Annotated in this window: 14 protein-coding genes; 6 read left to right on the top strand and 8 right to left on the bottom strand. The window is 70.8% G+C overall.

The window, feature by feature from the left end; translation table 11 throughout:
* Together H4N64_RS42765 and H4N64_RS42760 are read right to left on the bottom strand one after the other, a co-directional pair.
* On the bottom strand, positions 1–106 hold a 106-nt coding region (locus H4N64_RS42765; RefSeq protein WP_186288027.1), incomplete at its 3' end, for a maltotransferase domain-containing protein.
* Between the two features lie 74 nt (positions 107–180).
* Entirely contained in the window at positions 181–480 is a 300-nt protein-coding gene (locus H4N64_RS42760) for a DUF5133 domain-containing protein (RefSeq protein ID WP_186288026.1), read from the bottom strand.
* A gap of 305 nt (positions 481–785) precedes the next feature.
* On the opposite strand from H4N64_RS42760, the gene H4N64_RS42755 reads away from it, so the two are divergent.
* Both H4N64_RS42755 and glgX read left to right on the top strand, forming a co-directional pair.
* Complete coding sequence (locus H4N64_RS42755; RefSeq protein ID WP_186288025.1) at positions 786–1298, top strand: pep a2; 513 nt, start codon at positions 786–788, stop codon at positions 1296–1298.
* A complete protein-coding gene (gene glgX / locus H4N64_RS42750; protein WP_186288024.1) occupies positions 1295–3451 on the top strand; it encodes a glycogen debranching protein GlgX in 2157 nt (718 codons plus the stop codon). Before H4N64_RS42755 ends, glgX begins: the two co-directional genes overlap by 4 nt.
* Here the strand turns inward: glgX and H4N64_RS42745 are convergent.
* Positions 3448–4251: a VOC family protein gene (locus H4N64_RS42745; RefSeq protein ID WP_186288023.1), complete on the bottom strand. Its 804-nt coding sequence runs from the start codon at positions 4249–4251 to the stop codon at positions 3448–3450. The two genes, glgX and H4N64_RS42745, sit on opposite strands and share 4 nt — an antisense overlap.
* 170 nt (positions 4252–4421) lie before the next feature.
* Between H4N64_RS42745 and H4N64_RS42740 the strand changes: the two genes are divergently transcribed.
* On the top strand, positions 4422–4757 hold the full coding sequence (locus H4N64_RS42740; RefSeq protein WP_186288022.1) for an ANTAR domain-containing protein: 336 nt from the start codon (positions 4422–4424) through the stop codon (positions 4755–4757).
* Positions 4758–4805: 48 nt separating this feature from the next.
* Complete coding sequence (locus H4N64_RS42735) at positions 4806–5216, top strand: VOC family protein (protein ID WP_186288021.1); 411 nt, start codon at positions 4806–4808, stop codon at positions 5214–5216.
* Here the strand turns inward: H4N64_RS42735 and H4N64_RS42730 are convergent.
* Positions 5213–6004, bottom strand: coding sequence for an RNA polymerase sigma factor SigF (locus tag H4N64_RS42730; protein ID WP_186288020.1), 792 nt, complete (start codon positions 6002–6004; stop codon positions 5213–5215). The genes H4N64_RS42735 and H4N64_RS42730 overlap by 4 nt on opposite strands.
* A 426-nt stretch (positions 6005–6430) precedes the next feature.
* On the opposite strand from H4N64_RS42730, the gene H4N64_RS42725 reads away from it, so the two are divergent.
* Positions 6431–6946 carry a hypothetical protein gene (locus H4N64_RS42725; RefSeq protein WP_186288019.1) on the top strand — a complete coding sequence of 172 codons (516 nt, stop codon included), beginning with the start codon at positions 6431–6433 and terminating at the stop codon, positions 6944–6946.
* 22 nt (positions 6947–6968) lie between these two features.
* Here the strand turns inward: H4N64_RS42725 and hemC are convergent, their stop codons facing one another.
* Both hemC and H4N64_RS42715 read right to left on the bottom strand, forming a co-directional pair.
* On the bottom strand, positions 6969–7904 hold the full coding sequence (gene hemC / locus H4N64_RS42720) for a hydroxymethylbilane synthase (protein ID WP_186288018.1): 936 nt from the start codon (positions 7902–7904) through the stop codon (positions 6969–6971).
* Between the two features lie 111 nt (positions 7905–8015).
* Positions 8016–9203 (bottom strand): MFS transporter, encoded by a 1188-nt coding sequence (locus H4N64_RS42715; protein ID WP_186288017.1) that lies wholly within the window; start codon positions 9201–9203, stop codon positions 8016–8018.
* Positions 9204–9277: 74 nt separating this feature from the next.
* On the opposite strand from H4N64_RS42715, the gene H4N64_RS42710 reads away from it, so the two are divergent.
* A complete protein-coding gene (locus H4N64_RS42710) occupies positions 9278–10279 on the top strand; it encodes an ArsR/SmtB family transcription factor (RefSeq protein WP_186288016.1) in 1002 nt (333 codons plus the stop codon).
* Here the strand turns inward: H4N64_RS42710 and H4N64_RS42705 are convergent.
* Positions 10257–11276, bottom strand: coding sequence for a questin oxidase family protein (locus H4N64_RS42705; RefSeq protein WP_186288015.1), 1020 nt, complete (start codon positions 11274–11276; stop codon positions 10257–10259). The two genes, H4N64_RS42710 and H4N64_RS42705, sit on opposite strands and share 23 nt — an antisense overlap.
* Before the next feature lie 93 nt (positions 11277–11369).
* Positions 11370–12146: an NPP1 family protein gene (locus H4N64_RS42700; protein WP_186288014.1), complete on the bottom strand. Its 777-nt coding sequence runs from the start codon at positions 12144–12146 to the stop codon at positions 11370–11372.
* Between the last annotated feature and the right edge of the window lie 281 nt (positions 12147–12427).

Here is a 12427-nt window from a genome sequence, read left to right as displayed (position 1 = left end):
CCTCGAACGTCTCGCCGGTCACCGCCTTCGCCGGGCGCCTGCCGCACTCCACGGCCGGCTGGACATTGCGTACCGGGATACGGCCGATGGCCGCGGTTGCCTTCATGGTCTCGCCTCCACCGTGCTCATGGCCGGGCCCCTCAAGGGCCCGGCCGGGGATGCAAGCTGCGCCGGCAGGGTCTACCTGCCGGCCCGGGAACGCCGCTTGGCGGTCGGTGGACCCCGTCTCGCGGCGCGGCCCGGACGGTGGCGTTCGTTCTGCTCGCGCAGATAGGTGCCGAGGCTGGTGCGCAGATAGCGCTCGGCGGCGTCCGCGGCCTCGCGCGCGCAACGCTCGCCCATCAGCACGCACAGCGTGTAGCCCGCGTCCTCGAAAGTGGCCCGCACCGCGCGGTCGTTCGGGGACGCGAGCATGACGCGCTCCCAGGCCCGGTAGCGCCCAAGCTGGCGGGCGACTTCGGCTTTGGCCGGTAGCAACATGACGCCGTTCACCTCTCGGGTTTCATGGCACGTCACCACACGGTCGGGGGTGGTCGTGCGCGGACACACGGAATGCCTGACGGGCACGGAGGTCTTCACTCATGGTGCACGGGCGACGACTCAGCGTCTTGTTAGAGCTTCAACCATTCGGGAGGATCCCCCGGTTGACTCCTCGTGTTGCACGAATGGCGTAGTGCTCCCACCCTTGAGGTGACTCAGAAGCGATCAACGCTCACGCTTCGCGTTCGGGGCCCGTCCCGCGGGGACGGGGAAGTGCCGAGCCTCGCCGGTGAGGAGCCAACGAGATGAAGACCGCAGTGCCCTGCTACTACCACCTCGACGTGGAAGTCAGCCCGGAACGGGTCGGACAGGTCAGGCGCATCCTGGCCGCTCACCTCCGGTTCTGGGACCTGGAGAACCTCGTGGAGCCCGTGTGCGGCGGTGCCGAACTGCTGCTGACCGCCATCGACGAGCACGCGACGGACAAGAACACGTCGATCGAGATGTGGTGGAACGGCCAGCACCTGATCACGGCCATCGGGGACAACGACCGTGAACTGCGCCCGGACCAGGATCTGCGCGGCTGCCTGGAGCAGATCGCCGCCATCAGCGACGGCTGGGGCTGCTGCGCCACGGACACCGGCAGCAAGGTCATCTGGTTCTCGCAGCGGGCCCGCGCCGGCGAGCGCGTCCCGCTGGTCCCGACGGCCCCGGCGCCCAGTCTGCGCGAGGTGCTTCAGGTGCCCCGCGAGGTCCCGGCCGCCGCGCTGGCCGGCCCGGCGAGCACTCCGGACCGAGCGCTGGAGGAGGCGCGGTGACCCCGCGTAAACACCGTGCAGGGGTGCCCGCCTGGCGCGGGCACCCCTACCCGTTGGGCGCCGCCTACGACGGACAGGGCACCAACTTCGCCCTGTTCAGCGGGGTCGCCGAGCGGGTCGAGCTGGTCCTGGTCGACGACGCCGGCAAGCACACCGGCGTGGAGCTGGCCGAGGTCGACGGATTCGTCTGGCACGGCTACCTGCCGGGCGTCGGCCCCGGCCAGCGTTACGGCTATCGGGTGCACGGCCCCTGGGCCCCGGCCCTCGGTCACCGGTGCAATCCGGCGAAGCTGCTCCTCGACCCGTACACCCAGGCGGTCGACGGGCAGATGGACAACCACTCCTCGCTCTTCGAGCGCGCCCCCGACGGACCCGCCCCGGCCGACAGCGCCGGGCACACCATGCTCGGCGTGGTGACCGACCCCTCCTTCGACTGGGGCGACGACCGCCCGCCCAGGCGGCCGTACGCGGACACCGTCATCTACGAGGCCCACGTACGCGGCCTGAGCCGCACCCACCCCGGTGTCCCCGCCGAGCTGCGCGGCACCTACGCCGGGCTCGCGCACCCCGCGGTCGTCGAGCATCTGACCTCGCTGGGGGTCACCGCCGTCGAGCTGATGCCGGTGCACCAGTTCGTCCAGGACGGCGTGCTGACCGACCGGGGCCTGTCGAACTACTGGGGCTACAACACGATCGGCTTCTTCGCTCCGCACAACGCCTACGCCGCGCACGGCACCCGGGGCCAGCAGGTCACCGAGTTCAAGGCGATGGTGAAGGCGCTGCACGAGGCCGGTCTCGAAGTGATCCTCGACGTCGTCTACAACCACACCGCCGAGGGCAACGAGAAGGGCCCGACGCTGTCCTTCCGTGGCATCGACAACGCCTCCTACTACCGGCTGGTGGACGGCGACTGGTCGCACTACTACGACACCACCGGCACCGGGAACAGCCTGCTGATGCGGCACCCCTACGTGCTTCAGCTGATCATGGACTCGCTGCGGTACTGGGTCACCGAGATGCATGTCGACGGCTTCCGCTTCGACCTCGCGGCCACCCTGGCCCGCCAGTTCCACGAGGTGGACCGGCTCTCGGCGTTCTTCGACCTGATCCAGCAGGACCCGGTGATCAGCCGCGTCAAGCTGATCGCCGAGCCGTGGGACGTCGGCGAGGGCGGCTACCAGGTCGGCAACTTCCCGCCGCTGTGGTCGGAGTGGAACGGCAGGTACCGCGACACCGTGCGCGACTTCTGGCGCGGCGGCGAGCACACCCTGGGCGACTTCGCCTCCCGGCTGACCGGCTCCTCCGACCTGTACCAGCGCAGCAGGCGCCGCCCGCGGGCCAGCGTCAACTTCGTCACCGCGCACGACGGTTTCACGCTGCGCGACCTGGTCTCGTACGACGACAAGCACAACGAGGCCAACGGCGAGGGCAACCGGGACGGCGAGAGCGTCAACCGCTCCTGGAACTGCGGCGCGGAGGGCGAGACCCGCGATCCGGCCGTCCTTGAGCTGCGCGCCCGCCAGCAGCGCAACTTCCTTGCCACGCTGCTGCTGTCGCAGGGCATCCCGATGCTCTGCCACGGCGACGAACTCGGCCGCACCCAGCGCGGCAACAACAACGCCTACTGCCAGGACAACGAGGTCTCCTGGATCGACTGGCGGCTCACCGATGAGCAGCAGGCCCTCGCCGACTTCACGCGCTACGTCATCGGCCTGCGCACCGCCCACCCCGTACTGCGCCGCCGCCGCTTCTTCCGCGGTGAGACGGTGACGCACGCGGGCCAGCCGCTGCCCGACCTGGTCTGGCTGCTGCCGGACGCCCGCGAGATGACGGAGGAGGACTGGCAGCGCTCCGACGCGCACTGCGTCGGCGTGTTCCTCAACGGCGACGCCATCGCCGAGCCCGACCGGTGCGGCCGGCCCGTGGTGGACGACTCCTTCCTGCTCCTGCTCAACAGCTTCTGGGAGCCGGTGGAGTTCCAGCTCCCGGACGCCGCCTACGGCGACCGCTGGACCACCCTGATCGACACCGCCGAGCCACAGGCCCCGGACGAGACCGACCACAAGGCGGCCACGACGATGACGGTCACCGCCCGCAGCCTCGTACTGCTGTCCCGCCCGTCCCGTACGGCCGGTGCCCCAAGCCCTGCCTAGCGCTCGCGGCGTGAGGTCACCGTGAACTGGGCGCCGTCGGAATCGCGCAGCACGGCCTCGTCGCCGGTCTTCGACAGGACGCTGCCACCGTGCTGCTCCGCGGTCCGGGCGCAGGCCGTCACGTCCTGGACCGAGAAGTGGACCTGCCAGTGCGGCCGGATGGTGGGGTCGGGGGCCGCGCCCAGTGCCCCCGACTCGATCCGGGCCACCACGTCGCCGCCGCTGCGCAGCACGACCTCGCCGCCCTCGTAGTGCACCTCGCAGCAGCCCGGGCGCTCCGAGGCCCAGTCCAGGACCTCGCCGTAGAAGATCGCGGCGTCGAAGGCGTCGCGGGTGTGCAGGCGGATGAAGGCCGGGGTGGAGCGGCGCCAGGTCTCCCAGTCGCCGATGAGCTCGCCCTCCCAGATGCCGAAGGTCGCGCCGTCCCGGTCGGCGAGCAGCGCCGCGCGCCCGGGCGGGAAGGAGATCGGCCCGACCGCCGCCGTACCGCCGCGCTCCTGCACCCTCGCCACGGCCTCGTCCGCGCTCGGCACGGCGAAGTACGGCGTCCATGCGACCGCCATCTGCCACATCGTCGCGACGGCGGCCATCCCGGCGACGGGCACGCCGTCGGCCAGGGCGATCCGGAAGCGCTCGCCGAGCTTGCCGGTGCGCCAGCGCCAGCCGAGGACGGCGGTGTAGAACTCCTCGGCGGTCTCCAGATCCCGGCTGGTCAGGCTCACCCAGCAGGGCGCGCCGAAGACGGAGTGGGTGGAGACGAGGTCCCGTGTGCCGCGGGGGATCTTCGTGTCGTGGTTCATGGCTGTCGCGTCCTGGTCTCGCCGGGCCGGCGGCCACCGGTGTCTGTTCCCAGTGTCCGGCCGATACCTCTGACGGCGCCTGCCGAGTACCCCGGCCGCCGCGCCGAAACAATGATGATTCCACCCTCCACCCAGTGGCATACCGCCGCCTGAGTGACGAGGATGGATGAGTGACCCGGGTACCCCACGAGCCTGCCGACGAGACCGGACGCATCTCCGAGCTCCAGCAGGAGGTCGACCAGCTGAAAGAGGCCGTGGCCTCGCACGCCGTCGTGGACCAGGCGATCGGGATGATCGTGGCCCTGGGCCGCGTCGCTCCGGCCCAGGGCTGGGCGGTGCTCAAGGACGTCTCCCAGCACACCAACATCAAGCTCCGCCATGTCGCGGACCTCATCCTGATCTGGGGCCGCGACGGGGAGATGCCCCCGGAGATCCGCGCCGAACTGGAGGACGCCCTCGACCGTCACGGCCCGACGCAGATCCCGGGAATGCCCGAGGAGCCTTAGGGCCTGTCTCAAAGTCCGGCTCATTTGATCTTGTGGCAAGATCGCGGGATGCTACGACTAACCGACTTCATCATCGATTGCCCGGACACGATGAAGCTGGCAGCCTTCTACTCCGAGGTGATGGGGCTCCCGGTCAAGGAGGGCAGTAACGAGAACTGGGCCGGTATCCAGTTCGGCGAGATCGAACTGGCCTTCATCCAGGTGGAGGACTACCGCGCCCCGCAGTGGCCCGACAGCGAGCACCCCAAGCAGTTCCACCTCGACTTCGAAGTCGATGACATCGAGGCCGAACAGCGCCGCGTCCTGGCCCTCGGCGCGACCCTGCAGCGGGACTGCACCGGCCCCGACGGCCACGGCTTCCGCGTCTACGCCGACCCCATCGGCCACCCCTTCTGCCTCTGCCGCAACAAGGGTGTCATCTGGACCGATCAGGGCCCCATCTGGCCCGAGCGCGACTAGGGCGCGCGGACGAGCAGTTCCTCCCTCAGGTGGGCGAAGCAGCCGCTGAGCAGGCGCGATACGTGCATCTGCGAGATCCCCAGCTGCTCGGCGATGCGGCTCTGGGTCATGCCCAGGAAGAATCGCAGATAGAGGATGGTGCGCTCACGCTCGGGCAGCTTCTCCAGACACGGCCGGACGGCCACCCGGTCGACGATGATGTCGTAGCCCGGATCGAGGCCGCCGATCGAGTCGCCGAGTGCGTATCCGTCGGTGCCGGGCATCTCCGCCTCCAGTGACAGCGCGGAGAAACAGTCCAGGGCCTCCATTCCGGAACGCACCTCGGCATCGGTCAGTTCGGTGAGTTCGGCTATCTCGTGCACGGTGGGCGCGCGGCCCGGGGTGGTCTGCGAGAGTTCCTTGGCGGCCTGGCGCACCCGGTTGCGCAGGTCCTGGACGCGGCGCGGCACGTGCAGCGTCCACATGTGGTCGCGGAAATGGCGCTTGATCTCGCCGGTGACGGTCGGCACGGCGTACGCCTCGAAGGCGCAGCCGCGGTCCGGGTCGTAGTGGTCGACGGCCTTGACGAGGCCGAGCGCGGCGACCTGGTAGAGATCTTCGAGGGCCTCGCCGCGTCCCTTGAAGCGGACCGCGATGCGCTCCGCCATGGGGAGCCAGACCTGGACCAGTTCGTCCCGGAGCGCCTTGCGCTCCGGCCCCTCGGGCAGACCGGCGAGCCGTTGGAAATCGGCGGTGGTGTCGGGGGCGTCGTCGTGCGGGTGCCGCTTCGCTCTGCCGGTGACTGGCATGAAGCGCACCTCCCTCAGCAGGTGCTGGGTGGACAGTCACCGTGGGAGGCGCGGCCTCGAAGCTCACGGAGGACATCCGGGGCCGTCGACCGGGCTCCCACGGACGTGCCTCCTGTCCGAAGCACTTCATAACTCATTCCCGGCCATGAAGACCCCAAAACAATTGCCCTGATATGGGCGAATTTGGTGCGCAGTCCGAATTCGGTCGAACCCGGTGCGTGAGGGCGCCCGCAGATCACGACGCCGGACGTGATGTGCGGCACGCTCGCGCACCCACCCTCAATGCCGGGTGGCCGATTGTGCCTGGGCAGCGCTTGATCAGCGATCAAAGGGGGTGAATGCGCTGGCCACAGCCCATTCCGCTCATTTGACAGTGCCCTGAGCACACAGATAGGAAGCAGCTCTCTGAGGTCGAAGAGGTGCAGTGTGTGCGAGCCGAACGTGGTCGGGGACTGGCAGGAGTACGACGAGCATGCCGGTCTGCGGGTCACCGTCCACCGTCTGGAGCAGAACGAGCCTCCACGCGGACGTGACGACGCCGCCGAGGGGCTGACGTACTTCAGTCTCCGCGTGACGGTCGAGAACCGCGGTGAGCGGCACTACGGCATCCACCTGGAGGACGGCCAGATCGACGTCCGGATCGGGTCCGACGGGGAGAGCGCCTTCATCGACTGGCGCAACTCGCAGTTCATCGAGGGCTTCGACGTCTACCCGCTGCGCCGGGCCACCGCCGTGCTGTACGCGGCCGGGCCGGAGGCGAGCCTGAACCAGGTCGATGTGCAGATCCAGCTGCGGGTCGAGGAGGAGTGGACCGAGCGCCGGCTGTGGGCGGGCGGCATCGGACTGTACGAGGGCTCGGCGCACGCCGGTGCGGGGCGGGGGTGCCTCGCCCACGAGGTGAGCAACTTCCTGCGCGACCAGGCCGAGGAGGGCACCGCCTGACGCGGTGCCGCGCCTCGGAACCTCAGTGCGGGATGCCGTCGATGATCTCGCGCGCCCCCTGACGCAGCAGCGCGACGGCGACCGACGTGCCGAGAGTGGCCGGATGCAGTCGGCCGGCCCACTCGTGGGCGTTCAGCCGCGTCTTGCCGTCCGGGGTGAACACGCACGCCCGCAGGGACAGTTCCCCGCCGTGGTCCACGCGCGCGTAGCCGGCGATCGGGCTGTTGCAGTGCCCCTGGAGGACATGCAGGAACATCCGCTCGGCGGTGGCCTCCCGGTGGGTGTCCGGATCGCCGAGGCCGCTGACGGCGTCGATCAGCTCGTCATCGCCCTCCCGGCACTGCAGGGCGAGGATGCCCGCGCCGATCGGCGGCATCATCGTCTCGGGGGAGAGGACCTCGCTGATCACGTCGCGTCGGTCGATCCGCTCCAGACCGGACACCGCGAGCAGCAGCGCGTCCGCCTCACCGGCCCGTAGCTTCTCCAGCCGCCGGTTGGCGTTGCCGCGGAAGGGCACGCACTCCAGATGCGGGTGGGTTGCGGCGAGTTGGGCGATCCGGCGCACCGAGGAGGTGCCGATCCGGGTGCCGTCCGGCAGCTCGTCCAGGGTGAGACCGCCCGGGTGCACCAGGGCGTCGCGGATGTCGTCCCGCTTGAGGAACGCGGCGAAGACGGTGCCCGCGGGCAGCGGCCGGTCGGCGGGCACGTCCTTGACGCAGTGCACCGCCAGATCGGCCTCACCGGCCAGCAGAGCGGCGTCCACCTCCTTGGTGAACGCCCCCTTGCCCTCGACCTTCGACAGATCACCCAGCCACTTGTCGCCGGTCGTCTTCACCGGCACGACCTCGGTACGCACCCCGGGATGCAGGGCTGTCAACTCGGCACGGACGCGCTCCACTTGGGCGAGCGCCATGGGCGAGTCGCGGGAGACGACACGGATCAGTTCGGGGACGGACATGCCGACACGATAGACCTTCCGATCACAGGCTCCGTGCCGTACCGCTCGATTTCCCGTCGGTTCAGGACAGACGCCAACGCAGCTGAGCGCCCGCGCGTTGACCCACGTGGTTTACGACGCCGTACGCCCGCGCGAGAGCACCGCGAGCGCCCCCGCCGTGAGCATCCCCCCGACGAGAAAGGTCCCGCGCACCCCGACCGCCGTGAACAGGCCGCCGCCGACGAGGGCGCCGATGGCCACGCCCGCGTTGAAGGCGACCGAGTTGGCGGCGAGGGCCGACTCGGTGCGGCCCGGGGCGACGAGGAGGACCTGGCTCTGCGAGGCCATGAACGCCGGGCCGACCGACGCCCCGAGCAGCATCAGCAGGGCGACGGTCGCCGGCTTGCTGTGCCCGGCCGCGTACAGGCCGAGCAGGGCGATGGTCTGGGTCGTCACGGGTACGGCGAGCGTGGCGCGTGGGAAGCGGTCGAGGAGCGGCCCGGTCACCGTGACTCCGGCCAGACCCGCCACCCCGAACGCCAGCAGCACGGCGCTCACCGCGTCCTCGCCGAATCCGCCGACCTCGTCGAGGAAGGCCACGACGTAGGTGAACGCGGTGAACACGCCGGTCACCGACAGGGCGGTGGTGGTGACGACGACGAGGAAGCGGCGCCGGTCGGGGGCGACACCGTAGGCCGAGTGACTCTCCTGCGGGCGGGACGCCGGCAGCAGGACGGCGACCGCGACGAGGGACACCAGCGCGAGCGCGCCGAGCACCGCGAACGGGGTCCGCCACCCGGCGTGCGCGCCGAGCCAGGTGCCCGCCGGCACGCCGAGCACGGTGGCGAGTGAGCCCCCGACCGACAGCAGGCCGATGACCCGGCCGCGCCGCTCTGGCGGGTACAGGCCGACCGCGACCGGCCCCATCACCGACCAGTACAGCGCCTGGGCGAGCGCGGTCGTCGCGCGTGCCGCGAGCAGCGGGCCGTAGGAGACGACGCCGAGCGCCGAGGCCCAGCTCGCGGCGGCAAGCAGGCCGAGCAGGGCGGTCAGCAGATGGCGGCGGGGGATCGCGCGGGTGGCGTGGGCGAGGGGCAGTGACACCACGACGACGGTGAGCGCGTAGCCGGTGACCAGCACGCCCACGGCCGGCAGGGAGACCCCGAGGTCGTCCGCCATGAGGGGGAGCAGGCCGACGGGGAGGTTCTCGGTGGTGTTGAAGGTGAACGCGGCCAGCATCAGCGCCGCGACGACGGCGCCTCGGCGCCACGCGGCCCCAGGGGCGGTGTTCTCGGCGGTCGTTGATCGGTAGTCGGTCATCGGGGCCAGGGTGCTGGGCCCGGCAAGCCGCCTCTACTCTTTCGTCCCAGGCCGAATCACCCACGGAGGCAGCCATGCCCCTGACCCTGGACCTGGGCACCGACGACCTGACGCGCTGCCGGTTCGCGATCTCGCCGCTGTGCCAGACCCACGAGGCGCTACGGCTGCTGCGCCGCCCCGCCCGGCACGGCTACCACCGAGGCTGGCTGCGCCGCGTCCGCCGTACCCTCGCCGGACTCGACCTGTCCCCGCTGTGGCTGTTCATCCCGCCCTCGGGCGGCTACACCCCCGACTTCCTCGGCCCGCCCCCGGACGAGCCGTACCCCGGCATCGAGGACGAACTGGCCCGGATGAGGGCCACCGACCCCGTCCTCGCCCACGCCGAGATGGCCCGCTCGCTCGCCTGTACGCCCGGGCTCGCCGCGTCGTCCCAGGGGCGCGCGGCGCTCGACGACCCCGCGGCCACCGTCCGACGGCTGGCCGACCTCACCGAGCGGGCCTGGCACGCCCTGCTCGCCCCGGACTGGCCACGTCACCGTGCCGTCCTGGAGGCCGACATCGCCCACCGCTCCCGGCAGGCGGCGGGCGGCGGACTCGACGCGCTGCTCACCGGTCTGCACCCCGGCATCGACTGGGCCGGGCACACCCTCACCCTGCGCATGTACGGCGACCTCGCCGACGCCCAACGCGCCGATGGACGAGGTGTGTTGCTGATGCCGAGCGTGTTCGTGTGGCCGGACGTCGTCAGCGGTTTCGCCCGCCCCTGGCAGCCCACCGTCATCTACCCGGCCCGCGGGATGGGCAGCCTCCACGACACCGCTCCGCCGAGCCCGTCACAGGCGCTCGCCCGGCTCCTCGGCCACCAGCGCGCCGCTCTCCTCACCGGCCTGAGCGCCCCCGCCTCGACCACCGAACTCGCCGCCCGGCACGACCTGGCCGCGTCGACCGTCTCGGCCCATCTGTCGGTGCTGAGAGAGGCGGGCCTGCTGACCTCACGGCGTGAGGGGCTCTATGTCCTGTACGGGCGGACCGAGTTGGGCGACGCCCTGGTGGTCACGGGACCAGAGGCTCGCTGAGCTCGATCGCGCGCTGGGCCGCGGCGAGCGCGAGGTCGTCACCTACGTCCAGGGCCGTGTCGGCGAGCTTGATGACGTGTTCGCCGCCGTGCGCGAGGGCTCGCTCCATGACCTCCTCGGCGGTGAGCCGGGCGGGCGGTTCGTAGGCGACCGGCTCGTCGGGGGCGTACATGGCGGTGACGGCGGCGGACGCGGTCCAGGCCGCGTGCAGGCTCGGCGCCCAGTGCTCGCGCGGCAGTGAATCCAGCGTGCGCAGAACGGCGTTGGGGGCCGTCGCCGCGTGCACCAGCATGGTGGGTTCGCCATGGCCGTGGGTGGCGTAGCGGTGGGTCGTGGCGTGCACGAGCTCGGTGAGCCGGTCCCGTGCGAGGTCCGGATCGGTGACGCCGTCCGCCCACACGGGCAGGTGGTGCACGGCGGCCAGGCGGTTCCGGAATCCCAGGTGACCCTTGCCGATCGCGGGTACGGCGTCCAGGGAGCCCATGGCGGTCGGCGCGCCCGGCAGCACGGTGAAGCCATTCACGGGCTGGTGCCGGGCCGCCCAGTAGCCCAGCGCGTGGGCGAGTTCGGCGAGCCTCGGCGCGGTCTCCTCGGCTTCGAGGGCGCGTACGGCGTGGCCGACCCGGATGATCACATGCGTCGCGCCGCCGTACATCCCGGGCAGCAGCCGCGGCCACCACTCGGCGAGGACGTCCCGCCAGGGCCGGTCGGCGAGCGTGCGGGAGAAATGGTCGGTCCAGTCCGCGATCCGGCGCGGATCCCCCAGCGCGGAGCGCCAGTTGTCGTCCGTGACGGGGGTCAGGCGGTCGGGGAAGTCCTCAAGACGGTCCCGGTACAGGTCCACCCAGCGATGGACCGCCCCCGCGTGTCCGTGCGCGGCGAGCGCCTCGACGACCATGGGCGCGTGGTTGGTGAGCCAGCCGTCGCGTTCCGGACCGGCGCAGTGGAGGCGTTCCAGGGCTTCTTCGAGCTGTCCGCTCGTGTCGACGGTGTCCATGTCGAGCACGCTAGACAGCGGCCCGTGGCACCGGATCGGGCCCGGGAAGGAGGAGGGAAGCGCCGCTGGTCCTACTCCCCGGGCCCGATGACGTCAGGCGTACGGGTCGAAGGTGATGCCCGACGGCTTGGCGGAGGAGAGGTGGTTGCCGAAACTGGCGTCCTTCAGGCCGAAGTTGGCGCTGCCGAAGTTGTACGCGACCAGCTTGTCGCGCACGCCCGACGGGTAGCCGTTCCAGCCGACCAGCGGCGGGTACTGCCAGGTGCCCTTGTGGTTCTCCGGCGGCTCGTCATTGGAGTTGGCGAGGCGGAAGCAGTGCGTGCTGATGCCGTCCTTGTGGTACACGATCTTCGCGTGCGTGCCGTCGAAGCGGACCGACGACGCCGCGCTCACCGTGAACGAGCCGTGGTTGGACGTCGAGACGTACTTGATCGCACCGCTCTGCACCCAGATCACGACGTGCTCCCAGTCGTGCCGGTGCCCGCCGATGCTGCTGCCCGCGACGGCCTGGTCCTTCTCGAAGTAGAGGCCGTACATGTAGGCGCACCAGCCGTTGTTGCACTTGTAGCGCGAGTAGCTGTTGGTGTTGTCGAGGTCCCAGGAGTCACGGCAGCTGCCGTTGAGGGCGCCGGTCGGGTTGAGGCCGCCGTTCACGGTCCCGTCGGGGCCGATCGCGGGCGTGGAGTAGCAGCCGTCCGTGTCGTAGTCGAAGGCCGGCTGGTAAGTGAACTCGGCGGACTCGGCGTTGGCGGGCAGCGCCTGCGGCGGGGCCGCGAAGGCGACGGAGGGGAACGCGATGACGAGCGCGGCGGCACCGGCGAGACCGGTGAGCCATCTCCTGCGGTGCTTCTTCGACGACGGTGACGACACTGCGTCCTCCTCGTGATGCGGGCGCAGCCCAACGGCTGTGGGGGAATGGGGAGTTCAGCTTCCCCGCTTTTCATGTCCGCGCCAAGAGGGGGCAGGCATCCCACCGGTTACGGCTGCCCCAACAGTTGGATCTTGAGGGAGGGTTGCAAACAGGTGGCGGTCGACGGCGGTTGAACGTGTTCTGGTGCGTATGAGTGAGCCTCCGGGCAGTGGCGGGCACGCATCCCCGGGCGGGGAACGGGAGTTCTTGCGTCGAATGCGTGACCTTCACTGGTGGTGGC

The sequence above is a fragment of the Streptomyces cupreus genome (genome assembly GCF_014257025.1).
Classification (GTDB): domain Bacteria; phylum Actinomycetota; class Actinomycetes; order Streptomycetales; family Streptomycetaceae; genus Streptomyces; species Streptomyces cupreus.
This window is presented reverse-complemented; position numbering and strand designations above follow the sequence as displayed.

Coding starts and splice junctions, on each gene's coding strand:
- H4N64_RS42760 (WP_186288026.1), bottom strand. CDS start 480: ATGTTGCTACCGGCCAAAGCCGAAGTCGCCCGCCAGCTTGGGCGCTAC.
- H4N64_RS42755 (WP_186288025.1), top strand. CDS start 786: ATGAAGACCGCAGTGCCCTGCTACTACCACCTCGACGTGGAAGTCAGC.
- H4N64_RS42745 (WP_186288023.1), bottom strand. CDS start 4,251: ATGAACCACGACACGAAGATCCCCCGCGGCACACGGGACCTCGTCTCC.
- H4N64_RS42735 (WP_186288021.1), top strand. CDS start 4,806: ATGCTACGACTAACCGACTTCATCATCGATTGCCCGGACACGATGAAG.
- H4N64_RS42730 (WP_186288020.1), bottom strand. CDS start 6,004: ATGCCAGTCACCGGCAGAGCGAAGCGGCACCCGCACGACGACGCCCCC.
- hemC (WP_186288018.1), bottom strand. CDS start 7,904: ATGTCCGTCCCCGAACTGATCCGTGTCGTCTCCCGCGACTCGCCCATG.
- H4N64_RS42715 (WP_186288017.1), bottom strand. CDS start 9,203: ATGACCGACTACCGATCAACGACCGCCGAGAACACCGCCCCTGGGGCC.
- H4N64_RS42710 (WP_186288016.1), top strand. CDS start 9,278: ATGCCCCTGACCCTGGACCTGGGCACCGACGACCTGACGCGCTGCCGG.
- H4N64_RS42705 (WP_186288015.1), bottom strand. CDS start 11,276: ATGGACACCGTCGACACGAGCGGACAGCTCGAAGAAGCCCTGGAACGC.